This window comes from Enterobacter cloacae complex sp. XAL002, assembly GCF_049236805.1.
Taxonomy (GTDB): Bacteria; Pseudomonadota; Gammaproteobacteria; order Enterobacterales; family Enterobacteriaceae; genus Enterobacter; species Enterobacter intestinihominis.
Genome location: NZ_JBMKJN010000006.1, coordinates 132235 through 154823, shown reverse-complemented (window position 1 = coordinate 154823; position 22589 = coordinate 132235). Strand labels below are relative to the sequence as shown.

Genomic DNA, 22589 nt, shown 5'->3' with positions numbered 1-22589 from the left:
GCCTTAGCGGATATTGATCAATGCATCAAACAGCGTGCTCGCCGTTTGCAGCACCTGCGCATTCGCCAGATAGTACTGCTGATAGCGTTGCAGGTTGCCATACTCTTCATCCAAGTTAACCCCGGAGATTGACTGCTGTTGTTTGGTCAGCTGCGTAACAACGTTAACTTTGGTTTCGCTGCTGGTTTTCAGCGACGCCGTGGTGCTGCCCACCGTACTGACCAGCGCGGCATAAGCATCGTTAAAGGTTTTGTTTCCCCCCACCAGCTTGGCGCTCTGCAAATCCAGCAGCTTTTGGCCATTGGTATTGTCGCTTTCGCCGCTTCCTTTCGCGGAAGCCATCGCCAGTTTGGATTCGTCGCTGATCGCAACGTCCATATTCACGATAACGTCATTCACCGGCTTCACGATAAAGCTGTCTTTATTATTGGCCGAGCCGCTAATGTTGACGTTGAGGCCATCAAACGACAGATTACCGCTGGTATCCGGCATAGCCGTGAAGCTGGTGTTGTCTGACAGACGGGTGATGGTCCAGTCAGTACCGTTATACTCAACTTTGTAGTTTGTCGCCTGGACCTTGGTACTGTCCGTCATCGTTGCCGTCACGGACGCGCTTCCGGTGTTCTTACCGTTACTCAGCACTGCCGGGGAGCCAAAATCAAACAGCTTGCCGCCTGCGTCCCCGTTGGCATCAAAGCCCGCCTGGTGCTGGGTATTCATGGCATCCGCAAACGCCAGCGCCATCTGGTTAAGCGTATTTCGCGCCTGATCCAGATCCTGAGAACGGAACGTTAACAGCCCCCCAAGCGACCCCGTGGTGATCTGTTTTTCTGAGATCTCCACGTTGCCTGCTGCGGCATCCACATACGCAATCGTTGTACGTGCAGGGTCCGCGCTGGATTTCACCGCAGCCAGCTGGCTGGCGTTGCTGCCCTGTACCAGGGTGTAGCCGTTGGCGATAGAGATGTTGTAGGTGCCGCTGTCCTGTACGGTCACGTCCACACCGACAATTTTGTTCAGTTCGCTCACCAGCTGATCGCGCTGATCGAGCAGTTCGTTCGGGGATGCGCCCGCCCCTACGCCAGTCAGCCGGGAAATCTGATCGTTAAGGTTGGCAATCTGCTTCGCATAGTTATTGATCTGATCGACGCTGGTAGAAATCGCCGTATTGACCTGCGCATCCTGATCGCGGAGATATTGATCGTTAGTTTTGAACTGGTTTACCAGACCATCTGCCTTCCCGAGTACCGTCTGGCGTGCAGCCGGATCTTCTGCGTTACTCACCAGCGTTTGCAGGCTTTTAAAGAAATCCTGGAGGTTGGCAGAAAGCGAGTTCGTGGTATCCGACAGCACGTCGTCAATTTTCGACATCTGCTGGTAGCGCGTGGTCAGGCCGCTGCTCTGGTTCTGCGCCGCGCGCAGCTGGTTGGTAATAAACGCATCATATTCACGCTGAACGCCGGAGACATAGACCCCGTTACCCACCCAGCCGCCGCCGGTCAGGGTGCTGTTTGATGCGCCCAGAATGGTAGTCTGGCGGGTATAACCTGCCACGTTGTAGCTTGAAATATTATTACTGACGGTATTGAGTGCCGACTGCGCAGCACTGAGGCCACTCATGGCGCTGTTAATCAAACTGGACATGGGGGTTCCTTTTATACGTTCAGACACGAGTCCTGATGAAGGTTATCGGCAACCTCCAGCGGGACTTGAGAACTTTCAGAACAGATTTTCGAGATCTGTGCTATACGCTTTGCTGACCTTCTCAGACATGGATTTCAGCTGCTGGATCATGCTGGTCAGCTTGCGTGCATAGTTTGGATCGGTCGCGTAGCCGGCATTCTGCAATGCCTGAGCGCCCTGCTCTGGCGTGGTGGCCTGGGTCACGGCGGTGTAACGCGGATTCCGGCTCAGCAGCCCGACATAATCCGACAACGCTTCCAGATACGAGCTGTAGACGCGGAATTTGGCTTTCACCTTCACTGCCGCACCGTTCTCATATTCGGTGGTGGTAATTTCCGTGGTCGGCCCCTTCCAGCTGGAAGTGGCCTTCACGCCAAAGATGTTGAAGCTCGGCTCGCCGTTCTCCCTGCGGATCTGACGTTGCCCCCAGCCCGACTCCAGCGCCGCCTGCGCCAGAATCAGATGGTGTGGCACGCCGCTTTCTTCACTGGCAAGACGCGCCGGCAGGGAGAGCTGCGCCAGGAAGTCTTTGCTGTCGCCGGAGAGCGGCTCGTCACGCGCTTCTGTCGGCTTCGGCATCGCCTTACGCACCATCTGCGTCAGCGCCTGATTTTGATAACTGGTCACCTTTTCCAGATCAAACTTCAGCGGCACCTGCGGCGGAGCCTCTTCAGGTGGCAGCCCCTGAGCGGCTGCGGTCTGTTTCACAATCATGTCCGCCAGGCCGAGCCCCTTTCCGGCGGTCATTTGCTGGGCAATCTGCTGATCGTACATGCTGGTGTAAAGCCGTGTGGAATCGCTGCTGAACATGCCATCTTTCGGCAGGGTTTCACGCATGCTTTTCAACATCATCTGCACGAACATGCCTTCCACCTGACGGGCAACCGGGCGGATATTCGCCGCCGGATCCTTGCCCGCTTTGGTTTTCAGCTCGTTGAGCGACTGGGCATCCCAGGCGGCACTGGTCAACAGTTTGCTATCGGTCAGCATTTAGATGATTTCCAGTTTAGCGCGCAGGCAGCCTGCACTTTGCATGGATTGCAGAATGGACATCAGATCCATTGGCGTTGCACCCAGCGCGTTCAGGGCACGCACCACGCTGTTCAGGTTGGCGCTGGAGCGCACGCTCTGCAACGATCCGCCGCTCTGTCGTAAATCAATCTGCGTTTGCGGGGTCACTACCGTCTGACCGCCACCAAACGGGGTATCCGGCTGGCTGACGTTGGCCGAGCGGTTAACCGTGACGGAGAGATTGCCCTGCGCCACGGCGCAGCTGTCCAGCGTCACTTCGCGGTTCATCACCACCGATCCGGTACGGGAGTTGATAATGACTTTTGCATCCTGCACCGACACGTTCACTTCCATATTCTGGATATCGGCCAGCATCCGCACCTGGTTGCTGCTACCGGTTGACGTGCGGATCTGCACGGTGCGGGCATCCAGCGCGGTGGCGCTGCCGTAACCCCGGCTGCGGTTGATGGTGTCAGCAATCTGCTGCGCCATCGTGAAGTCTTCGTTATTCAGTTGCAGGTTAATGGTGTTGCCGGTGCCGAACTGGGTCGGCAGCTCACGTTCGATGATCGCGCCGTTGGTAATACGTCCCCCGTTCAGCTGGTTCACCTGCACGCTGCTGCCGCCCGCCGATGCACCTGCCCCGCCAACCAGAATGTTGCCCTGCGCCAGAGCATACACCTGGCTGTCGACGCCTTTCAGCGGCGTCATCAACAACGTACCGCCGCGCAGGCTTTTGGCGTTACCCATCGACGAGACAACCACGTCGATGGTTTGCCCCTGACGCGCAAAGGCCGGATAAGACGCAGTCACCATCACCGCCGCCACGTTTTTCAGCTGCATGTTGGTCCCCGCCGGTACGGTAATACCGAGCTGAGAGAGCATGTTGTTCAGGCTCTGGGTGGTGAACGGCGTCTGGGTCGTCTGGTCACCCGTCCCATCCAGCCCCACCACCAGGCCGTAGCCAATCAGGGAGTTTTCGCGCACGCCCTGCACGCTGGTGAGATCGCGAATGCGATCGGCCTGCGCAACGGTAGCGACCAGCGACAGCGCCACGGCGAAGAGAAATTTATACATAGGTCACCTCGCTTACATCGGCGATAAGTTAAGGAAGAAGCGTTGCAGCCAGCCCATATTTTGCGCTTCGTTGATGTAGCCGTTGCCGACGTACTCAATGCGCGCATCCGCCACCTGTGTGGACGGTACGGTGTTGGTGCCGCTGATGGTGCGAGGGTTAACCACACCGGAGAAGCGAATGAATTCCGTACCCTGGTTAATGGCGATCTGTTTTTCGCCCACCACGTGCAGGTTGCCGTTCACCAGAACCTGGTCAACCGTTACCGTCAGCGTTCCGCTGAAGGTATTGCTGGCGTTCGCGCCACCTTTACCGTTAAAGGTGTTGCCACCGGAGGCTTCCACATCCGCACGGGCGTTGCCGAACAGCCCTTGCAGATAGCGCGGTACGGTGTCGAAGCCAAAATTGGTTTTGCCGTCGCGGCTGGCATTCGCCGACGAGCTCTTGCTCGCGCTGACGTTTTCCTGCAACACAATGGTCAGCGTATCGCCGACGTTACGCGGACGACGGTCTTCAAACAGCGGCTGATAACCGTAGTTAATCGGCTGCGCGGTCTGGAAAATAGAGCCGTTCACCACCGGCGAGGGGCCGGGAACGGGTTGGGCGGTAGTCGCACCCTGTACCAATGGTTTAGACGGGATCCAGGCACACCCGCTGAGGGTGACAGCCAGAACAGTCAGGATCGGATAACGAAACGCCGCGTTTTTTTGCATTGCCTTCATCTTCGAAAACAGGGAGCCGGTGCGACGTTTACCGCACCGGGCTACACCTTAGAGTTGCGTCAGTTTTTGCAGCATCTGGTCGGTCGTCGACACTGCTTTACTGTTAATTTCATAGGCGCGCTGGACCTGGATCATATTCACCAGCTCTTCCGCCACGTTAACGTTCGAGGTTTCCACATACCCCTGGTACAGCAGCCCCGCACCGTTCAGGCCGGGGGTACTTTCATTTGGCGTGCCGGAAGACTGCGTTTCGGTGTAGAGGTTCTCACCGATGCTTTCCAGTCCGGTATCGTTCATGAAGGTCGTCAGATTGAGCTGTCCAACCTGGACCGGCGCGGCCTGACCTTGCTGAGTGACGCTGACGATACCGTCACGACCAATGGTGATACTCAGCGCGTTCGCCGGGATGGTGATCGCAGGCTGAACCTGGAAGCCGCCCGCTGTCACCAGCTGACCATTCTGATCCACCTGGAACGAACCATCGCGGGTATAGGCGGAGGTCCCGTCAGGCAGCTGCACCTGGAAGAAACCCTGACCTTTGATGGCAACGTCTTTACTGTTGTTGGTCTGGGACAGGTTGCCCTGGCTGTGCAGACGCTCGGTGGCAACCGGGCGCACGCCGGTACCAATTTGCAGACCGGACGGCAGCGTGGTTTGCTCAGAAGACTGCGCCCCTGGCTGACGAATCGTTTGATAAAGCAAATCTTCGAAAACCGCACGCTGGCGCTTAAAACCATTGGTGCTGACGTTTGCCAGGTTGTTGGCAATCACATCCATATTGGTTTGCTGTGCGTCCAGACCGGTTTTCGCGATCCATAAAGAACTGATCATAGGGAGTCCTGTTAACTCATAGCCAGAAGTTGGTTAGCCTTGCCTGCGTTTTCATCGACGCTGCTGATAATTTTCATCTGCATTTCGAAGCGGCGGGCGCTGGCGATCATGTCGGTCATGGCTTCGACCGGTTTGACGTTACTGCCTTCCAGCACGCCGGACATCACGCGGATGGTCGGGTCGGCCTGTAACGTGGCGCCACGCGTGGCCTGCGCAGCCTGTGTCAGACGGAACATTCCGTCATCACCACGCTGCACTTCGTTGCCTTCCGCTTTCACCAGCTTCAGACGACCGACAGGCGCAACGGTGTTCGCCGGGTCGCCCGGGTTTAACGCCGAGATCGTCCCGTCTGCCGCAATGGTCAGCTCTGACCCTTCCGGCACCGTCAGCGGACCGGCTTCGCCCATCACCGGATGCCCCTGAATCGTCAGCTGTCCGATGGCGCTCACCTGGATATTACCGTTGCGGGTATACCCTTCTGCGCCGTCAGCCGTTTGCACCGCCAGCCAGCCGTCCTGCTGAAGGGCAACGTCCAGCGGACGCGCGGTGTAATCCATCTGGCCTGGCGTCATGTCGGCGCCCGGCGTGGAGGCGGTGACCAGCGTACGCGTGGGCAATGACAGCCCTTCTACCGGCACCGCACGCAGTGCGTTGAGCTGTGCACGAAAACCAGGCGTGGAGGCGTTCGCCAGGTTGCTGGCGGTAACAGCCTGCTGATTGAGCGTCTGGCTTGCAGCCCCCATCGCTGTATATATTGCGTGATCCATTGCGCTTTCCCGTCAGCCGCTTAACGCAGGTTAACCAGCGTGTTGAGGATCTGATCCTGGGTTTTGATGGTCTGCGCGTTGGACTGGTAGTTACGTTGCGCGACAATCATGTTCACCAGCTCTTTACTCAGATCGACGTTGGAGGCTTCCAGCGCACCGTTAGTCAGCGTGCCGAAGTTACCGGAACCCGCGGTTCCCAGCAGGGCAACCCCGGAAGACTGCGTGGCAGACCAGACGTTATCCCCTTCGGATTTCAGGCCTTCGTTGTTGGCGAAGTTTGCCAGCACGATCTGGCCCAGCACCTGGGTCTGTTCGTTCGAATAGTTACCGACAACGGTACCGTCATCGTTGATCTGGTAGCTCACCAGATCGCCCGGCTTATAGCCGTTCTGGCTCGTCGCCACGATGTTGTTCGCACCGGTGTTTTGCTGCATGGAGTTGGCGAAACTCATTTTGAAGGTTGCCGCCGTTGCACCAGTGATCTCCCCGGTCTCGATATCGACTTCCCCACCGCCGGTCAACACACCGCTCTCATTAAAGACCAATGTGGTTGCCAGTTTCGCTGCATCTCCCGCTACGCTGCCGTCCTGCGAATACACCTTCCAGGAGTTAGCTGGAGTAGCGTCTTTGACATAGAACAGGTTCATGTTGTGCGCATTACCCTGGCTGTCAAACACCGTCACGGTGCCTTTCTTGTTGTAAGAGTCAGGGTTGGTCGGGTCGAATGCGACGGTTGGCGCGGTATCGGTGGAGTTCAGGTTGATCTGCTGAGAGGCCGTGGTGGTGGACTTCGCCGCCATCAGCGTCGTTGGGATGGTGATCGCCTGCGGATTCGCACCGGTTTGCACCGTCGGCGGCGTGCCGGCAACCGGATAACCGGTTAACTGTAGCCCCTGCATGTTCACCAGGTTACGGTTTTCATCCAGCTTAAACTGGCCGTTGCGGCTGTAGAACACGGAACCGTTGGCATCCACCATACGGAAGAAACCGTTCTGGCTGATGGCGACATCCAGACCACGACCGGTGTTGGTGGTCGTCCCGTCGGTGAAGTCCTGGGTGATACCCGCAACCTTCACGCCCAGGCCCACTTTAGAGCCTGCAAACATATCTGCAAAAGACGCAGAACCGGATTTAAAACCATAGGTCGCGGAGTTGGCGATGTTGTTGCCAATGACGTCCAGGTTGGTGGCCGCAGCATTCAGGCCGCTGACCGCTTGAGAAAAGGCCATGACTTACTCCTGATAAGTATGAAGGCTTAGATAATCTGCCGAACTTCGTCGAGTGTGGTGGTACCGGAGGTACCCAAATCCAGTTTGTTGCCATCGCTACCTTTGATGACGCCCTGAACCAGGGCAAACTGTAGCGGCTGAGCCACCAGCTGCGTGGTGCCGTTGCTGGCGCTAATCGCAACCTGATACGAGCCGTTAGGCGCTTTAGTGCCGTCGGTCAGGCTGCCATCCCAGGTAAAGGTATGAACGCCCGCTTTAAGCTCGCCAATCTCAATCGTGCGCACCACGTTGCCGCTGGCGTCTTTGATGGTGGCGGTGACTTTGTCGGCTGGCTGCTGCAACTCAACGCCAAACGGCGTCGTGGTGGTGGTGGACGTGCCATCGGTGGTGCTGGTGCCCGCCAGAATCGTGGTCCCCGGGATCATCACCCCGTGACCGATCAGGTTGGCGGCCTGCAAGGACTGGCTGTTATCGATTTGACCGGAGACCGAGCCGAGCGTGGTGTTCAGTTTCTCAATGCCGCTGACGGTACTGATCTGCGCAAGCTGCGTGGTCAGTTCGTTATTCTGCATCGGATTGGTCGGGTCCTGATTTTTCAGCTGTGCCACCAGCAGGGTCAGAAAGCTGCTCTGTAAATCGGAGGCATTGCTCCCGGTGAGAGAGCTGGAACCGGTTGCACTACTGGTGCTGTTGACGCCGGTATTTGTCGGGTCATTCACGTTTACGGCGATGGACATGCGTGTCTCCTTTACTGGCCGAGAGTGAGTGTTTTGAGCATCATGCTCTTCACGGTATTAAGCACTTCGACGTTTGCCTGGTAGCTGCGTGACGCGGACATGGAGTTCACCATCTCCCCGACCACATCCACGTTCGGCATTTTCACGTAGCCGCTGGCATCCGCGAGCGGGTTGCCTGGCTCGTAAACCAGCTTGTCGGGCGCCTGGCTCTCAACCACGTCCGCCACTTTCACGCCGCCCGTTGCCGCACCCGGTGCAGCATCAACCTGGAAGACGACCTGTTTAGCGCGATACGGTTGTCCGTCAGGGCCGGTCACGCTATCGGCGTTGGCCAGGTTACTGGCTGCCACGTTCAGTCGTTTGGACTGCGCCGTTAATGCCGAACCGGCGATATCAAAAATATTCAGCAAGGCCATTTACTAATTGCCCCCCTGCAGGACGGTCATCATGCCTTTGATTTGCCCGCCGAGTAGCGTCAGGCCTGTCTGGTATTGCAGGCTGTTATCGGCAAACTGTGTGCGTTCCCGGTCCATGTCGACGGTGTTGCCATCAAGCGAGGGCTGATCGGGGACACGATAAAGTAAGTCAGTTGATGGCGCGGTCATCGCCTGAGCGGGAATATGCCGTGAGGATGTCAGGGCAAGTGAGACACCCGTCCCTTCGGCACGTCCACGCTCCATCACTTTTTTGAGTTCACTGGAAAAATCAATATCGCGCGCCTGATACCCGGGGGTGTCCGCGTTGGCGATATTGGCGGCTAAAATTTCCTGCCGCTGGGCGCGTAAGTTGAGCGCTTCCTGCTGAAAACGTAACGCGGCGTCGAGTTTATCGAGCATGTCTCCTCCGCTGATGAGAAAATTTCAGTTCACAGCTTAAATCTCACCCCGTCTCCCCTATCGACGGAATAAGCGCAAAATGCGTCGCTATTTGTTGCGTTGATGGAAAACCACTGCGGGTAGAATTTGCTTAATTCTGGACATGGTGGAACGTGCGATGCGGACTTTTAAACGTGGCCTTGCGGCGACCCTGCTGCTTTTGAGCCCTCTTGTGCAGGCTGAGGGGTTAGAGAACCAGCTCAATGCATTCTTTGCGCAGAAGCTGGCCGGTTTCAGCGATGACGTACGCGTGACCGTACGCACCCCGCCTAACCTTTACCCTTCCTGCGAAGCCCCGTCATTTAGCGTGACCGGCAGCACCCGATTATGGGGCAACGTGAATGTGCTGGCGCGTTGCGCCAACGAAAAACGTTATTTACAGGTTGCGGTTCAGGCGACAGGCAATTATGTTGTCGCCGCCGTTCCCATTCCCCGGGGCAGCCTGCTGCAACCAGACAGCGTAACGCTGAAGCGAGGCCGTCTGGATCAGCTTCCACCGCGGACGATGCTGGATATTAACCAGGCTCAGGAGGCAGTCAGCCTGCGCGATGTCGCTCCTGGACAGGCGATACAGCTCTCTATGCTGCGACAGGCGTGGCGGGTGAAGGCGGGACAACAGGTGATGGTAGTCGCCAATGGCGAAGGCTTTAGTATCAACAGTGAAGGAAAAGCGCTGAATAATGCCGCAGTGGCGCAAAATGCCCGGGTCAGAATGTCCTCAGGCCAGGTGGTCAGCGGCACGGTCGGTCCTGATGGGAATATTCTGATTAACCTGTAATCTTTTTAAAGATTTCGCGGCGACTGCCGATAAATATTCAACAAATGATGATGTCAGGCGCAAACGCCGCGAACCCTCGATGAGGACAACACTATGAGCATTGATCGTACATCAGCCCTGAAGCCGGTTAGCACTGTACAACCTCGCGAAACGAATGAGGCTGCCCCGCAAAAAACGCGTCTGGAAAAAACCTCGACGGCTAACAGCACCAGCGTCACGCTGAGCGATGCGCAGTCGAAGCTGATGCAGCCAGGCAGCAGCGATATCAACATGGAACGAGTTGAAGCGCTGAAAACGGCTATCCGTAACGGCGAACTGAAAATGGATACCAGCAAAATCGCTGATGCGCTGATTCAGGACGCACAGAGTTTCCTCCAGAGTAACTAACCGTATGAGTCGACTGTCAGAAATACTGGATCAGATGACGGTGGTCCTGAACGACCTGAAAACGGTGATGGACGCAGAACAGCACCACCTCTCTTCTGGTCAAATCAACGGCAGCGCGTTGCAACGCATTACTGAAGATAAAAGCTCGCTGCTGGCGACCCTGGATTATCTGGAAAAACAGCGACGCGCTGAGCAAGACACGAAACGCAGCGCCAATGATGAGATCAACGAACGCTGGCAGACCATTACAGAAAAAACCCAGCATCTTCGCGATCTCAACCAGCATAACGGCTGGCTGCTGGAAGGTCAGATTATCCGTAATCAGCAGGCGCTTGAGGTGTTAAAGCCCTATAAAGAGCCGGGGCTGTACGGTGCGGATGGTCAAACGGCCACGGCACGTATCACGGGCGGGAAAAAGATTTCGATTTGACGCACTAGCGGCATGTCATGAAGCGGGGAGCACCTTCTGGTGACTCCCCTTTTGGCGTTTATACCGTGCGGCGGGTAAACTCTTTCACCTTGAAGCCAAGCACCGCCAGCGTGGCAAAGTACACCACCACCCCGACCACCACCACGGCCATCAGACGCATCAGGCGGTAAGGCATGGTGCCCTGCGCCCATTCAGGCATGACATACAACATGCCAACCAGCGCGGCCGCCATCACTACTACCGCGATCGCCAGACGCAGCAGGAAGCTTGCCCAGCCCGGCTGCGGGGTGAAGATATCCTGCTTACGCAGCTGCCAGTACAGCAGCCCGGCGTTGAGACAGGCCGCCAGACCAATCGACAGTGACAGACCCGCGTGTTTCAGCGGACCAATAAACGCCAGGTTCATCAGCTGCGTCATGATCAGCGTCACAATGGCAATCTTAACCGGCGTTTTGATGTCCTGACGTGAATAGAAGCCGGGCGCAAGCACCTTCACGACAATCAGCCCCATCAGCCCCACCGAGTAGGCTACGAGCGCACGCTGGGTCATGGCGGCATCAAAGGCGGTGAATTTTCCATACTGGAACAACGACACCGTCAGCGGTTTCGCCAGGATCCCCAGCGCCACCGCGCTTGGCAGCGCCAGCAGAAAACAGAGACGCAGACCCCAGTCCATCAGGCGGCAGTATTCATCGTGGTTGCCGCTGGCGAAACTTTTCGACAGCGACGGCAGCAGAATAGTCCCCAGCGCCACGCCCAGCACCCCGGATGGAAACTCCATCAGCCGGTCGGCGTAGTACATCCAGGACACCGAGCCCGACACCAGGAAAGAGGCGAAGATGGTATTGATGATGAGCGAGATCTGGCTGACGGACACGCCGAGTATTGCCGGTCCCATCTGTTTGATAACGCGCATTGCGCCCGCATCTTTGAAATTAATGCGCGGCAGAACCAGCATGCCGATCTTTTTCAGGTGCGGGAGCTGGTAAGCAAGCTGTAACACCCCGCCGACGGTCACGGCCCAGGCCAGCGCCAGCACCGGTGGGTTAAAATGCGGCGCGGCGAACAGCGCAAAGCCAATCATGCTGACGTTGAGGAACGTGGGGGCAAAGGCCGGCACGGAGAAGCGGTTCCAGGTATTCAGGATGGCACCCACCAGCGACGCCAGCGAAATCAGCAGAATATAAGGGAAGGTTATCCGCAGCAGTTGCGTCGTCAGGGCAAATTTATCCGCCGTGTCGGCAAAGCCCGGCGCCGTTACCATGATTACCCAGGGCGCTGCCAGCATCCCCAGTACGGTCACGATCGCCAGCGCCAGCGTCAGTAAACCGGAAACGTACGCCACAAAGACGCGGGTGGCATCTTCGCCCTGCTTGCTTTTATATTCCGCGAGGATCGGGACAAATGCCTGTGAGAAAGCCCCTTCGGCAAAAATACGGCGCAGCAGGTTCGGCAGCTTGAACGCAACGAAAAAGGCGTCAGTCGCCATCCCTGCGCCAAAAACCCTTGCCACAATGGCATCGCGCGCAAAGCCAAGCACGCGGGAAAACATGGTCATCGAGCTGACGGCCGCCAGCGATTTTAATAAGTTCATTAACGTGAAGTTCCACAACCCTACGGATTTCCAGGACGGATAAGCGAAAGCGCCACCCGGCAAAGCCAACAAGCGGCGCTTAGTCTAACCGGATTTCAACGAATTACTATCGGCAGATGTTACAGCGAGTTATTCCGACATGGCTTCGCGCCAGAGTCGTTCCACGATGCGCTGCGCCAGAATGGCCTGCTCCCCGGACGTTTCAGGAACCGTCTGATTCTGTACGCAGGTAATGAAGTGACGCGCGCAGCCCACAAAGCCACGCTGCTCCAGGGTGCTCTGCCAGCCGGGAACGGGTAACGCGAGCACGCCATTGCCCTTCTCTTCCCGCCACTCTCGCATATCGGTGACGTCATACAGCGCGCCATCCGTAACAGCCTGCACGGACTCGCGCTGGCTGCCCGCCCGACGATGCATGCTGGTCGTCACCTGTAAATGCTCAACGGCAAAATGATGTTCGGCGTAAACCATTTCACCCTGCTCGTTGGTCAGCAGCGTGCCGCTTTGCAGCTGGGCTTTTCCGTTACTCAGCCACAGGGCCGTATCCACGACGTGGAGATAATCATCCAGCAGCGTGAACCGCAGATCGTTCGGCCCCACGCTGTCGGTACGGTGCTTATCCATACGCAGAGAGGCAAACGAGCCGGACTGCGCTTTAAGCTTCTGATAGAGCGGCGCAAAACGGCGGTTGAAGCCGACCATCAGCGTCAGCTTTTTACGCGCGGCCAGCTCAATCAGTCGTTCAGCATCCTGCACATTTTCCGCCAGCGGCTTATCAACGCAGACGTGAACGCCTGCGTTCAGCAACTCGCTCACCACCTGGAAGTGCGTCGCGGTTGAGGTATGCACAAATACCGCATCACATTCACGGGCTAAATCCTGGAGTGAGCCAGCATAAGGGATGCGCCAGGTGTTGCAGATGCGCTCTGCTTTCTCGCGGGTGGGCGACCACGCCCCTTGCAGCGTCCAGTCTGACGCGGCGCCTAAAACGGGCAGCCATGCTTTTTGCGCAATCCCGCCCAGCCCCACCACTCCAATGCGTAATGTAGTCACGGTTAATCTCCCAGGTGTGCGAGTAAAGCGCTCAGACGCTGCTTCAGCCCGGCAACCTCGTCTTCCAGGGCTGCCACGCGCGCGGTCAGGCTGTCGTTTGATGCTGGCGTGTCGGATTCGACGGCCAGCGTAGAGGACTCCACGTCGCCGCTAAACAGGTGCATGTAGCGGCTTTCACGCTTGCCCGGCTCGCGGGCCAGACGCACCACGTAAGGACCGTCCTCGCGTGAGGCTAATCCCTCCAGCGTCTGTTCAACGTCCTGCATATCCTGAAACTCATGCATGCGGGAGGCGCGTGTGCGCAGTTCACCCGGCGTCTGCGCCCCGCGCAGCAGCAGCGTGGTGATAACCGCCACTTCTGCGGCGCTGAGTTTTAAATCGCCAAATTCGGAATTACAAAAGCGCTGTTCATATTTAGTGACGCGATTACCGAAGCCGCTGACGGTGCGCAGGTAGTGGCGCTTCACCAGCTCATCAAGGATATCCTGCACCTCGTGCTCGCCAAGGTTCATCACTGGCTCACGGTTCGTCTTTTGGTTGCAGGCCATCGTGACGGCATTCACGGAAAGAGGATACTGTTCCGGCGTCGTAACCTGCTTTTCCAGCAGGCAGCCAATCACGCGCGCTTCGGCGCCATTTAACTGATATTTCATCTTTTCTCCTTAACGACCCGCGGTCCACTCCTGCGTGGTGAGCGCGGTGAGGACATGGTCCCGCCACTCGCCGTCAATCAGCAGATAATCTTTGGCATAGCCCTCTTTCTCAAACCCCAGGCGGGCCAGCAGATCGCCGCTGCGCTTATTGTGCGGCATGTAGTTCGCCATAATGCGATGGATATGTTGCGTGCGCTGCATGTAGCGAATCGCCGCCGTCAGCGCCTCAAACATGAGCCCCTGCCCCTGCCATTTCTGGCCGATGGAATACCCGAGATAGCAGGCGTGAAACGACCCGCGTACTACGTTTGAAAAATTGGCAATGCCAACGATCTCTTTCTCTTCCGGATCGAGAAGCGCGAAATAAAACGCACTTCCCTGTTTGTGAAATTCCGCAATCATAATGAGGCGCGCCTGCCAGCCAGAGGGGTAGCAATGGCTCTCGTCCCGAACGGGTTCCCAGGGTTTTAAAAACTGGCGATTCTCGGCGTAATAATCCGCCAGACGCCAGGCATCACGCTCATGCACCAGACGAACGACCAGCCTGTCCGTCGTCAGACGCACTTTTGGCACATTACTGCGATAGCCAAACATCGATACCACTCCTTCCCGTCGCTTCTGCTCTGCCTGTTAGCTTTACTATACCTGCGCCTGTGCCTTCTGTGAAAACAGTGACATACCATTTTTATCGCTTTTCACATTTTTCGATGAGAACTCTCTATCAAAGCACCTTTTTGATAAAAAAATATTGTCGCCAGCAGGTATGTGAAAAAGCGCGGCGACACCGCAGAATATTAGCGTGCTCACCTTTTATTTTCCCTGGAGGGAAAATGTCCCGCGTATCACAGGCCAGGAGCCTGGGTAAATATTTCCTGCTCGTCGATAACATGCTGGTCGTGCTCGGCTTTTTTGTCGTTTTTCCACTTATATCGATTCGTTTTGTCGATCAAATGGGCTGGGCGGCGCTAATGGTCGGGATCGCGCTGGGCTTACGCCAGTTTGTACAACAGGGTCTTGGCGTGTTTGGCGGGGCAATAGCCGACCGCTTTGGTGCGAAACCGATGATCGTCACCGGCATGCTGTTACGTGCGGCGGGATTCGCCACGATGGCAATCGCTCATGACCCCTGGCTGCTGTGGTTCTCCTGTTTCCTTTCCGGGATTGGCGGCACCCTTTTCGACCCACCGCGTACCGCGCTGGTGGTTAAGCTTATCCGTCCGCAACACCGGGGGCGTTTCTTCTCAATTTTGATGATGCAGGACAGCGCTGGCGCGGTAGTGGGCGCCCTGCTGGGAAGCTGGCTGCTGCAATACGATTTCCGCCTGGTCTGCGCCACCGGCGCGGTGCTGTTTATTCTCTGCGCGCTGTTTAACGGTCTGTTTCTGCCTGCATGGAAGCTGTCGACGGTAAAAGCGCCGGTGCGGGAAGGGCTTGACCGCGTGCTGAGCGATAAACGCTTCGTCACCTATGTTTTAACGTTGACCGGCTACTACATGCTCGCCGTGCAGGTCATGCTGATGCTGCCGATTATGGTTAACGATATTGCCGGCACGCCGGCGGCGGTAAAATGGATGTATGCCATTGAGGCCTGCCTTTCTCTGACTCTGCTCTATCCGATTGCCCGGTGGAGCGAGCGCCGTTTCCGGCTTGAGCACCGTCTGATGGCCGGGCTGTTGCTGATGACGCTCAGCATGATGCCCATCGGCCTGGTGAGCTCACTCCAGCAGCTGTTTATGCTGATTTGCACCTTCTATATTGGCTCAATCATTGCCGAGCCGGCCCGTGAAACCCTGAGCGCGTCACTTGCCGACGCCCGGGCCCGTGGCAGCTACATGGGCTTCAGCCGTCTCGGACTGGCGCTTGGCGGCGCGCTGGGTTACACCGGTGGCGGCTGGCTGTTTGATGCCGGAAAAGCGCTCCATCAGCCGGAGCTGCCGTGGGTCATGCTCGGTATGGTCGGCTTTATGACGCTGATTGCCCTCTGGTGGCAGTTCAGTGATAAACGCAGCACCCGCGGGATGCTGGAGCCTGGCGCCTGACCTTCTGGGGGAGGATATTTACCTCCCTTCACTATCAGTTTTTTCTGCTGGTTTCTCCAGGATCACCCTGACATACTGGCGTATCAGGACAGATGCGCCGATTTTATGTTGAGGAACACCATGAAAAAGATCGTTATTGCCGCTGCGTTAATTGTCAGTGGGCTGCTGGTGGGATGTAACCAGCTTACGCAGTACACCGTCAGTGAGCAGGAAATTAATCAGGCGCTGGAAAAACATAATAACTTTTCAAAAGATATCGGCGTGCCCGGCCTTGCGGATGCACATATCGTCCTGACGAATCTCGCCAGCCAGATTGGGCGCGAGGAGCCTAACAAAGTCACCCTGTCCGGCGATGCCAGCCTCGACATGACCTCGCTCTTCGGCAATCAGAAAGCGGATATCAAGCTGAAGCTCAAGGCGCTGCCGGTCTTCAATAAAGAGAAAGGGGCAATTTTCCTGCAAGAGATGGAAATCGTCGATGCGGTCGTCACGCCGGATAAAATGAAACCGGTGCTGCAAACGCTGATGCCTTATCTCAACCAGTCGTTACAGAACTATTTCAACCAGCAGCCCGCCTACGTTCTGAGCGAAGACAAGAGTAAGGGCGAATCTCTGGCGAAAAAATATGCCAAAGGGATAGAGGTGAAACCGGGTGAAATCATCATTCCTTTCACCGACTAAATACTCCGGGCGCTCAGGCGCCCGTTTTTTTTAACGGAATAGTGTGCAAACGAAAACGTTTCCGCTTATGATTTGTGTCCGGCAAAAACAGCCATCTTATGACTGATCCCTTTCAAGCCGGAGCTTCCATGACTGTACAATCCCAGGTTCTCAAAATCCGCCGCCCAGACGACTGGCATATCCATCTTCGTGATGGCGACATGCTGAAAACCGTCGTGCCGTATACCAGCGAAATTTATGGCCGTGCGATTGTTATGCCTAACCTGGTTCCGCCAGTCACCACCGTCGAGGCCGCGATCGCCTATCGCCAGCGTATCCTTGACGCCGTTCCGGCCGGGCACGATTTTACTCCGTTGATGACCTGCTATCTGACGGACTCGCTGGACCCCAATGAGGTTGAGCGTGGGTTTAACGAGGGTGTGTTCACCGCCGCGAAGCTCTACCCGGCAAACGCCACCACCAACTCCAGCCATGGGGTGACGAGCATCGACGCCATCATGCCCGTTCTGGAGCGAATGCAAAAACTGGGAATGCCACTGCTGGTGCACGGGGAAGTGACCCACGCTGACATTGATATTTTCGATCGCGAAGCGCGTTTTATCGAAACGGTCATGGAGCCGCTGCGCCAGCGTCTTCCTGGGCTGAAGGTAGTGTTTGAACACATTACGACCAAAGATGCCGCAGAGTATGTCCGGGATGGAAACGAATTGATAGCCGCCACCATCACCCCGCAGCACCTGATGTTTAACCGTAACCACATGCTGGTGGGTGGCGTTCGTCCACATCTGTATTGTCTGCCGATCCTCAAGCGCAATATCCACCAGCAGGCGCTACGTGAGCTGGTCGCCAGCGGCTTCCCGCGCGCGTTCCTCGGCACGGATTCCGCCCCGCATGCCCGTCACCGAAAAGAGGCGAGCTGCGGCTGTGCAGGCTGCTTTAACGCCCCGACCGCCCTGGCAAGTTACGCAACCGTCTTTGACGAGATGAACGCGTTAGGCCATTTCGAAGCCTTCTGCTCCCTTAACGGCCCGCGTTTCTACGGTCTGCCGGTTAATGACACGTTCATTGAGCTGGAGCGCAAAGAAAGCCAGGTTGAAGCGTCGATTGCGCTCACCGACGATACGCTGATCCCCTTCCTGGCCGGTGAAACCGTAAGCTGGACGGTAAAAAGCTAAAAAATTGTCATCCCCCTGTTGTCGAACCGCCAATATAACTGTATAAATAAACAGTATATTACACAGGGGGCATTTATGCGTATTGAAGTCACCATTGCCAAAACCACCGTCCTGCCTGCTGGCGCACTCGACGCTCTGGCGGGTGAGCTATCCCGACGTATTAACAGCACTTTTCCTGAAAACGATGGCGCCGTAACGGTACGTTATGCAACGGCAAACCATCTTTCCGTCATCGGCGGCGCGAAAGAAGACAAAGACCGCATCAGCGAAATTTTGCAGGAAACATGGGAAAGCGCCGACGACTGGTTTATCACTGATTAAAATTTGCTCCCTCATTGTGTTTTTTTGCCGGGTCGCCCCGGCTTTTTTTCGTTTCGTCTCCTGTAAGTTCAAAATATTTCAGTATCTTCTTAGAAAATCGTGAACAAGATGACGTTTTATTGTTCGAACAATCCTAAAAAGCAGAAAAATGTGTTGCTACCCGTTTATTTTTTCCTGCGGAACCCTTATTAATTGATATACTGAAAAAGCTTTCAGAAAAACATGCATTGAACCTCAAAGTCGTTGTCTTCTAACACGCATTAAGGGGGTTATAATGGAAAAGAATAATGAAGTCATCCAGACCCATCCACTCGTTGGCTGGGATATCAGCACCGTAGACAGCTACGATGCGCTGATGCTGCGTTTGCACTACCAGACCCCGAATCAGCTAAACCGTGACGAAGCGGAAGTTGGACAGACGCTGTGGCTTACAACAGACGTCGCCCGTCAGTTTATTTCTATTTTGGAAGCAGGCATCGCAAAAATAGAATCTGGCGACTACCAGGAAAATGAGTATAAACGGCATTGACCTTATGCCCCTTTTCCCTCAACAGGCACCCTCGCGGTGCCTTATTTATTTCGTTCTTGTATAAGCCCACATAGTTAATTACTCTGCTAACAAAGCGTTAGTAAAGAGAAGCCTATGAAATACGATTTGATCATTATCGGAAGCGGCTCCGTTGGATCTGCAGCCGGTTATTACGCTACGCAGGCGGGTCTGAATGTGCTGATGATTGACGCCCACCATCCCCCTCATTCTGAAGGAAGCCATCACGGCGATACCCGTCTTATCCGTCACGCTTACGGCGAAGGTGAGCGCTATGTACCGCTGGTGCTTCGGGCTCAGACGCTGTGGGATGAGCTGGCCGCACTCACCGAAGAACGCATTTTTGAGCGCACCGGGGTTATTAATCTGGGGCCCGCCAACTCCACGTTTCTGGCGAATGTCGAGGAGAGCGCGAAAGCCTACCGTCTGGACGTTGAGCGTCTGGATGCGAACGACATAATGGCGCGCTGGCCGGAAATTTCTGTCCCTGAAGACTACATTGGATTGTTTGAAGCCAATTCCGGGGTACTGCACAGCGAAACGGCCATTAAGACCTGGATTGATCTCGCCGCCAAAGCGGGCTGCGCACAGTTGTTTAACTGTCCGGTCACGGGTATCACCCACCATGCCGGGGGTTCAACCGTCACCACGTCTGAAGGTGAATATACCGCCACGCGCCTGCTGGTGAGTGCGGGAACGTGGGTGACGAAACTGCTGCCGGATCTGCCCATCCAGCCGGTACGCAAAGTCTTCTCCTGGTTCCAGTCTGACGGGCGTTACAGCAGCCAGAACAAATTCCCGGCGTTCACGGGCGAGTTACCTAATGGCGACCAGTACTACGGTTTCCCCTCGGAAAAAGACGCGCTCAAGATTGGCAAACATAACGGCGGACAGGTAATTTCCTCTGCGGAAGAACGCAAGCCGTACGGAGCCTATCCGCAGGATGGTTCCGAAGCCTTCACGTTCCTGCGTAATATTCTGCCGGGCGTAGGCGGGTTGCTTTATGGCGCAGCGTGCACCTACGACAATACGCCAGATGAAGACTTCATCATCGACACCTTGCCTGGGCACGACAACACCCTGATCGTAACCGGGCTCAGCGGTCACGGGTTTAAATTTGCCTCTGTGTTAGGTGAAATCGCCGCCCAGTTTGCTCAGGGGATTGCGCCTTCGTTTGATCTCAAACCCTTCGCGCTCTCGCGCTTTAGCCGATAATACCGCTACAGGCTCCGAATAACCGGAGCCTGATTTGCGAGAGGATCATGATGCGCAGACTGGTGAATTACCTTATCAATAACATCCGCGAGCATTTCATGCTCTACATTGTCCTTTGGTCGCTGCTGGCGATTGTTGACGTCATCTTTATTGTATTCTTCTGAAAACCATCACTGACGTTTATTGACACTCCTTTAAACTTATTTAACTTATAGTTTTTATAAAAAGTCATCTCAAATTTATTGAACGAAGCGATTGAAATACATTGCGGAAACACATTCAAATTCGCTGAAATAAAATAACTAAATAACATTATTCCTTTTTTTCAGTTGCATTATTTAATTAATCCGGCCATTTTTATTGCTCAGACATTTGAGAACGGAAATTCATATGCAATGGCGTAACTCCTCCAGCCGCTACGGAATAATATCCATGTGTTTACACTGGCTATTTGCACTTGCTGTCTATGCCATGTTTGGTCTCGGCCTCTGGATGGTGACATTAAGCTATTATGACGGTTGGTATCATCAGGCCCCTGAATTGCACAAAAGCATTGGGGTTCTGCTGATGATGGGTCTGGTTTTTCGCGTGATCTGGCGACATCTCTCTCCGCCCCCTCCAGCCCCCAAAAGCCATGGCCGTCTTACCCGCATAAGCGCTGTTGGCGCACATATCGCACTCTATGCCCTGCTGTTCGCCATTCTGATCAGCGGTTATCTCATTTCGACCGCAGACGGCAAACCGATCAGCGTGTTTGGGCTCTTTGACGTCCCTGCCACGCTGGCTGACGCCGGTTCACAGGCTGACACCGCAGGTGTGGTTCATCTGTGGCTGGCATGGAGCGTGGTGATCCTGTCTGTTCTGCATGGCCTTGCGGCCCTGAAACACCACTTTATCGATAAAGACGATACGCTGAAGCGCATGCTTGGCCGTTCGTCAGTTGACTCTGGAGCATAAAATGAAAAAACGCCTGTTGGGTATCGCATTAGGTTCGCTGTTATTTACCACCGGTTCGGCCATTGCCGCCGACTATAAAATTGATAAAGAAGGCCAGCATGCCTTCGTCAATTTCCGTATTCAGCATCTGGGTTACAGCTGGTTATATGGTACGTTCAGTGATTTCGATGGCACATTTAGTTTCGACGAGAAAAACCCTGCTGCCGATAAAGTAAACGTCACCATTAATACTAACAGCGTCGACACTAATCACGCCGAGCGTGATAAACATCTGCGCAGCGCTGAATTCCTGAACGTAGGCAAATTCCCGCAAGCTACTTTCGCGTCGACAGAAGTGAAGAAAGACGGTGATAAGCTCGCTATTACCGGTAATCTTACGCTGAACGGCGTAACAAAACCGGTAACACTGGATGCGAAATTAATCGGCCAGGGCGACGATCCGTGGGGCGGAAAACGTGCTGGCTTTGAAGCCGCCGGCAAAATTCATCTGAAAGATTTTAATATCACCACAGATTTAGGACCGGCATCGCAGGATGTAGAGCTGATTATTTCGGTGGAAGGCGTTCAGCAGAAGTCATAAAACAGGCCCGGCAGGCTTTTACGCCGCCGGGCAATGTTTTACTCCGGGTCCGGAATACCCAGTTTGGTATTCAGTCGGCCCCGGGATTTATTAAAGATCTTATTCCCGTTCTCGCGCCCGGCACGGCGACGACGTTGCTCTTCTTCAGGCAGGATACTCTCTTCACTGCACAGCTCGCTACAGCAGCCATTAAACTTCTCGGCACATGCAGGACACTGAATAAACAGAAGATGACAACCGTCGTTTTTGCAGTTGGTATGCGTGTCGCACGGCGTACCGCACTGGTGGCAGTGAGCGATTACGTCCTCTGAAATTCGCTCGCCCATACGCTCATCAAACACAAAGTTTTTACCGATAAAACGCACCGGTAACCCCTGCTCGCGGGCGCGGCGGGCATATTCAATGATCCCACCCTCAATATGCCAGACTTTATTAAAACCGTTGTGTTTCATCCAGGCACTGGCTTTTTCGCAGCGGATCCCCCCGGTGCAATACATAACGATCTTTTTGTCTTTATGCTCCTGCATCATCTCAACCGCTTTCGGCAGCTGTTCGCGGAAAGTGTCGGCAGGAATTTCCATCGCATTCTCGAAGTGGCCCACTTCATATTCGTAGTGGTTACGCATATCGATGAACACTGCATCCGGATCGTCGAGCATCGCGTTCACTTCAGCGGCCTTGAGGTACTCCCCCACATTAGCGGCATTGAAGTTCGGATCGTCGATGCCATCCGCCACAATACGCTCACGCACCTTCATGCGCAGCACCCAGAACGATTTGCCGTCATCATCCAGCGCAATGTTCAGGCGTAAGCCGTTAAGCGCCGGATCAAAACCATAAAGGAAATCGCGGAAGGCGCTGACTTTGCTTTCCGGCACGCTGATCTGCGCGTTAATACCCTCACGCGCCAGATAGACGCGACCAAACACGTTCAGGGCGGTGAAAGACTGGTAAAGCGCATCGCGGGTCGCCTGTGGATCGTTGATGGTAAAATATTTATAGAAAGAGATCGTTGTGCGCGGTTCGGTTTCGGCCAACATACGCGCTTTCAACATCTCATTCGAAACGCGGTTGTGTAACACTGGCATGGTGTACAAGTCCTGCAATCGTTGAGAAATAAAAATCGGTCGGCATGATATAGCAAACAAAGACAATTTACATCCACACAATTTACGCTACATTTCAGTCAACCTGATTAATCAGACTTAACACTTGCATATTCTTTCATGTTTCGATGACAGACATTTTG

The 22589-nt window shown here is 55.2% G+C and carries 27 protein-coding genes; 12 read left to right on the top strand and 15 right to left on the bottom strand.

All coding sequences use genetic code 11. The features are described 5' to 3' along the window. Window positions 1-3: 3 nt before the first annotated feature. From flgK to flgB, 10 genes are all read right to left on the bottom strand, one after another. Window positions 4-1644: a flagellar hook-associated protein FlgK gene (gene flgK, locus ACOT0L_RS07830; protein WP_045307939.1), complete on the bottom strand. Its 1641-nt coding sequence runs from the start codon at window positions 1642-1644 to the stop codon at window positions 4-6. Between the two features lie 75 nt (window positions 1645-1719). Then, a complete protein-coding gene (gene flgJ, locus ACOT0L_RS07825; protein WP_023305862.1) occupies window positions 1720-2673 on the bottom strand; it encodes a flagellar assembly peptidoglycan hydrolase FlgJ in 954 nt (317 codons plus the stop codon). Beyond that, window positions 2674-3771: a flagellar basal body P-ring protein FlgI gene (locus tag ACOT0L_RS07820; protein ID WP_022647728.1), complete on the bottom strand. Its 1098-nt coding sequence runs from the start codon at window positions 3769-3771 to the stop codon at window positions 2674-2676. Window positions 3772-3783: 12 nt separating this feature from the next. Then, on the bottom strand, window positions 3784-4482 hold the full coding sequence (flgH, locus tag ACOT0L_RS07815) for a flagellar basal body L-ring protein FlgH (protein ID WP_023299788.1): 699 nt from the start codon (window positions 4480-4482) through the stop codon (window positions 3784-3786). A gap of 57 nt (window positions 4483-4539) precedes the next feature. Beyond that, complete coding sequence (gene flgG, locus ACOT0L_RS07810) at window positions 4540-5322, bottom strand: flagellar basal-body rod protein FlgG (protein WP_000625853.1); 783 nt, start codon at window positions 5320-5322, stop codon at window positions 4540-4542. Between the two features lie 11 nt (window positions 5323-5333). Beyond that, window positions 5334-6089: a flagellar basal body rod protein FlgF gene (locus ACOT0L_RS07805; protein ID WP_126502927.1), complete on the bottom strand. Its 756-nt coding sequence runs from the start codon at window positions 6087-6089 to the stop codon at window positions 5334-5336. Window positions 6090-6109: 20 nt separating this feature from the next. Continuing rightward, window positions 6110-7318 (bottom strand): flagellar hook protein FlgE, encoded by a 1209-nt coding sequence (gene flgE / locus ACOT0L_RS07800; protein ID WP_069596443.1) that lies wholly within the window; start codon window positions 7316-7318, stop codon window positions 6110-6112. 26 nt (window positions 7319-7344) lie between these two features. Next, entirely contained in the window at window positions 7345-8055 is a 711-nt protein-coding gene (flgD, locus tag ACOT0L_RS07795) for a flagellar hook assembly protein FlgD (protein WP_003857994.1), read from the bottom strand. 11 nt (window positions 8056-8066) lie between these two features. Continuing rightward, a complete protein-coding gene (gene flgC, locus ACOT0L_RS07790; protein WP_003857997.1) occupies window positions 8067-8471 on the bottom strand; it encodes a flagellar basal body rod protein FlgC in 405 nt (134 codons plus the stop codon). A 3-nt stretch (window positions 8472-8474) separates the two neighbouring features. Further along, window positions 8475-8891, bottom strand: a complete 417-nt coding sequence (flgB, locus tag ACOT0L_RS07785; protein ID WP_022647724.1) for a flagellar basal body rod protein FlgB — start codon at window positions 8889-8891, stop codon at window positions 8475-8477. Window positions 8892-9048: 157 nt separating this feature from the next. Here flgB and flgA point away from each other — a divergent pair, with 157 nt between their 5' ends. The 3 genes from flgA to flgN all read left to right on the top strand — a co-directional run bounded on the left by flgA (window position 9049) and on the right by flgN (window position 10525). Further along, window positions 9049-9708 (top strand): flagellar basal body P-ring formation chaperone FlgA, encoded by a 660-nt coding sequence (flgA, locus tag ACOT0L_RS07780; protein WP_022647723.1) that lies wholly within the window; start codon window positions 9049-9051, stop codon window positions 9706-9708. 93 nt (window positions 9709-9801) lie between these two features. Further along, a complete protein-coding gene (gene flgM / locus ACOT0L_RS07775) occupies window positions 9802-10095 on the top strand; it encodes a flagellar biosynthesis anti-sigma factor FlgM (RefSeq protein ID WP_003858002.1) in 294 nt (97 codons plus the stop codon). A gap of 4 nt (window positions 10096-10099) precedes the next feature. Then, window positions 10100-10525, top strand: a complete 426-nt coding sequence (gene flgN / locus ACOT0L_RS07770; protein ID WP_022647721.1) for a flagella biosynthesis chaperone FlgN — start codon at window positions 10100-10102, stop codon at window positions 10523-10525. A 58-nt stretch (window positions 10526-10583) separates the two neighbouring features. Here the strand turns inward: flgN and murJ are convergent, their stop codons facing one another. The 4 genes from murJ to rimJ all read right to left on the bottom strand — a co-directional run bounded on the left by murJ (window position 10584) and on the right by rimJ (window position 14419). Further along, a complete protein-coding gene (gene murJ / locus ACOT0L_RS07765; protein WP_023305858.1) occupies window positions 10584-12119 on the bottom strand; it encodes a murein biosynthesis integral membrane protein MurJ in 1536 nt (511 codons plus the stop codon). A gap of 129 nt (window positions 12120-12248) precedes the next feature. Beyond that, a complete protein-coding gene (locus tag ACOT0L_RS07760) occupies window positions 12249-13172 on the bottom strand; it encodes a Gfo/Idh/MocA family protein (RefSeq protein WP_126502928.1) in 924 nt (307 codons plus the stop codon). Window positions 13173-13174: 2 nt separating this feature from the next. After that, the gene (locus ACOT0L_RS07755; RefSeq protein ID WP_126502929.1) at window positions 13175-13825 is read right to left on the bottom strand and encodes a YceH family protein; all 651 of its coding nucleotides are present in this window, start codon (window positions 13823-13825) and stop codon (window positions 13175-13177) included. Window positions 13826-13834: 9 nt separating this feature from the next. Beyond that, window positions 13835-14419, bottom strand: coding sequence for a ribosomal protein S5-alanine N-acetyltransferase (rimJ, locus tag ACOT0L_RS07750; RefSeq protein WP_126502930.1), 585 nt, complete (start codon window positions 14417-14419; stop codon window positions 13835-13837). Window positions 14420-14655: 236 nt separating this feature from the next. Between rimJ and mdtH the strand changes: the two genes are divergently transcribed. The 9 genes from mdtH (at window position 14656) to ACOT0L_RS07705 (ending at window position 21340) form a co-directional block, all read left to right on the top strand. Beyond that, a complete protein-coding gene (gene mdtH, locus ACOT0L_RS07745) occupies window positions 14656-15864 on the top strand; it encodes a multidrug efflux MFS transporter MdtH (RefSeq protein ID WP_022647718.1) in 1209 nt (402 codons plus the stop codon). Between the two features lie 120 nt (window positions 15865-15984). After that, window positions 15985-16545, top strand: a complete 561-nt coding sequence (locus ACOT0L_RS07740) for a lipoprotein (protein WP_023305855.1) — start codon at window positions 15985-15987, stop codon at window positions 16543-16545. Window positions 16546-16673: 128 nt separating this feature from the next. After that, on the top strand, window positions 16674-17720 hold the full coding sequence (gene pyrC / locus ACOT0L_RS07735) for a dihydroorotase (RefSeq protein WP_022647716.1): 1047 nt from the start codon (window positions 16674-16676) through the stop codon (window positions 17718-17720). Between the two features lie 75 nt (window positions 17721-17795). Further along, complete coding sequence (gene dinI / locus ACOT0L_RS07730) at window positions 17796-18041, top strand: DNA damage-inducible protein I (RefSeq protein ID WP_063866349.1); 246 nt, start codon at window positions 17796-17798, stop codon at window positions 18039-18041. A 274-nt stretch (window positions 18042-18315) separates the two neighbouring features. Next, window positions 18316-18570: a biofilm formation regulator BssS gene (bssS, locus tag ACOT0L_RS07725; protein ID WP_023299782.1), complete on the top strand. Its 255-nt coding sequence runs from the start codon at window positions 18316-18318 to the stop codon at window positions 18568-18570. 114 nt (window positions 18571-18684) lie between these two features. Beyond that, a complete protein-coding gene (gene solA, locus ACOT0L_RS07720) occupies window positions 18685-19803 on the top strand; it encodes an N-methyl-L-tryptophan oxidase (protein ID WP_126502931.1) in 1119 nt (372 codons plus the stop codon). Between the two features lie 50 nt (window positions 19804-19853). Next, complete coding sequence (locus ACOT0L_RS07715) at window positions 19854-19967, top strand: YceO family protein (protein WP_022647713.1); 114 nt, start codon at window positions 19854-19856, stop codon at window positions 19965-19967. A 226-nt stretch (window positions 19968-20193) separates the two neighbouring features. After that, a complete protein-coding gene (locus ACOT0L_RS07710; protein WP_022647712.1) occupies window positions 20194-20760 on the top strand; it encodes a cytochrome b in 567 nt (188 codons plus the stop codon). A gap of 1 nt (window position 20761) precedes the next feature. Beyond that, the gene (locus ACOT0L_RS07705; protein WP_045307931.1) at window positions 20762-21340 is read left to right on the top strand and encodes a YceI family protein; all 579 of its coding nucleotides are present in this window, start codon (window positions 20762-20764) and stop codon (window positions 21338-21340) included. A 38-nt stretch (window positions 21341-21378) separates the two neighbouring features. Here the strand turns inward: ACOT0L_RS07705 and ACOT0L_RS07700 are convergent, their stop codons facing one another. Beyond that, complete coding sequence (locus ACOT0L_RS07700; protein ID WP_045307930.1) at window positions 21379-22428, bottom strand: rhodanese-related sulfurtransferase; 1050 nt, start codon at window positions 22426-22428, stop codon at window positions 21379-21381. Between the last annotated feature and the right edge of the window lie 161 nt (window positions 22429-22589).

Excerpts from the sequence above, each read along its gene's own strand:
- ACOT0L_RS07740 (WP_023305855.1), top strand. The coding sequence starts at position 15,985 with ATGAAAAAGATCGTTATTGCCGCTGCGTTAATTGTCAGTGGGCTGCTG.
- ACOT0L_RS07715 (WP_022647713.1), top strand. The coding sequence starts at position 19,854 with ATGCGCAGACTGGTGAATTACCTTATCAATAACATCCGCGAGCATTTC.
- ACOT0L_RS07705 (WP_045307931.1), top strand. The coding sequence starts at position 20,762 with ATGAAAAAACGCCTGTTGGGTATCGCATTAGGTTCGCTGTTATTTACC.
- rimJ (WP_126502930.1), bottom strand. The coding sequence starts at position 14,419 with ATGTTTGGCTATCGCAGTAATGTGCCAAAAGTGCGTCTGACGACGGAC.
- flgK (WP_045307939.1), bottom strand. The coding sequence starts at position 1,644 with ATGTCCAGTTTGATTAACAGCGCCATGAGTGGCCTCAGTGCTGCGCAG.
- flgM (WP_003858002.1), top strand. The coding sequence starts at position 9,802 with ATGAGCATTGATCGTACATCAGCCCTGAAGCCGGTTAGCACTGTACAA.
- ACOT0L_RS07755 (WP_126502929.1), bottom strand. The coding sequence starts at position 13,825 with ATGAAATATCAGTTAAATGGCGCCGAAGCGCGCGTGATTGGCTGCCTG.
- flgE (WP_069596443.1), bottom strand. The coding sequence starts at position 7,318 with ATGGCCTTTTCTCAAGCGGTCAGCGGCCTGAATGCTGCGGCCACCAAC.
- pyrC (WP_022647716.1), top strand. The coding sequence starts at position 16,674 with ATGACTGTACAATCCCAGGTTCTCAAAATCCGCCGCCCAGACGACTGG.
- mdtH (WP_022647718.1), top strand. The coding sequence starts at position 14,656 with ATGTCCCGCGTATCACAGGCCAGGAGCCTGGGTAAATATTTCCTGCTC.
- flgC (WP_003857997.1), bottom strand. The coding sequence starts at position 8,471 with ATGGCCTTGCTGAATATTTTTGATATCGCCGGTTCGGCATTAACGGCG.
- flgG (WP_000625853.1), bottom strand. The coding sequence starts at position 5,322 with ATGATCAGTTCTTTATGGATCGCGAAAACCGGTCTGGACGCACAGCAA.
- ACOT0L_RS07805 (WP_126502927.1), bottom strand. The coding sequence starts at position 6,089 with ATGGATCACGCAATATATACAGCGATGGGGGCTGCAAGCCAGACGCTC.
- flgJ (WP_023305862.1), bottom strand. The coding sequence starts at position 2,673 with ATGCTGACCGATAGCAAACTGTTGACCAGTGCCGCCTGGGATGCCCAG.
- flgB (WP_022647724.1), bottom strand. The coding sequence starts at position 8,891 with ATGCTCGATAAACTCGACGCCGCGTTACGTTTTCAGCAGGAAGCGCTC.
- ACOT0L_RS07710 (WP_022647712.1), top strand. The coding sequence starts at position 20,194 with ATGCAATGGCGTAACTCCTCCAGCCGCTACGGAATAATATCCATGTGT.
- bssS (WP_023299782.1), top strand. The coding sequence starts at position 18,316 with ATGGAAAAGAATAATGAAGTCATCCAGACCCATCCACTCGTTGGCTGG.
- ACOT0L_RS07820 (WP_022647728.1), bottom strand. The coding sequence starts at position 3,771 with ATGTATAAATTTCTCTTCGCCGTGGCGCTGTCGCTGGTCGCTACCGTT.
- dinI (WP_063866349.1), top strand. The coding sequence starts at position 17,796 with ATGCGTATTGAAGTCACCATTGCCAAAACCACCGTCCTGCCTGCTGGC.
- flgN (WP_022647721.1), top strand. The coding sequence starts at position 10,100 with ATGAGTCGACTGTCAGAAATACTGGATCAGATGACGGTGGTCCTGAAC.
- murJ (WP_023305858.1), bottom strand. The coding sequence starts at position 12,119 with ATGAACTTATTAAAATCGCTGGCGGCCGTCAGCTCGATGACCATGTTT.
- flgD (WP_003857994.1), bottom strand. The coding sequence starts at position 8,055 with ATGTCCATCGCCGTAAACGTGAATGACCCGACAAATACCGGCGTCAAC.
- flgH (WP_023299788.1), bottom strand. The coding sequence starts at position 4,482 with ATGCAAAAAAACGCGGCGTTTCGTTATCCGATCCTGACTGTTCTGGCT.
- ACOT0L_RS07700 (WP_045307930.1), bottom strand. The coding sequence starts at position 22,428 with ATGCCAGTGTTACACAACCGCGTTTCGAATGAGATGTTGAAAGCGCGT.
- solA (WP_126502931.1), top strand. The coding sequence starts at position 18,685 with ATGAAATACGATTTGATCATTATCGGAAGCGGCTCCGTTGGATCTGCA.
- flgA (WP_022647723.1), top strand. The coding sequence starts at position 9,049 with ATGCGGACTTTTAAACGTGGCCTTGCGGCGACCCTGCTGCTTTTGAGC.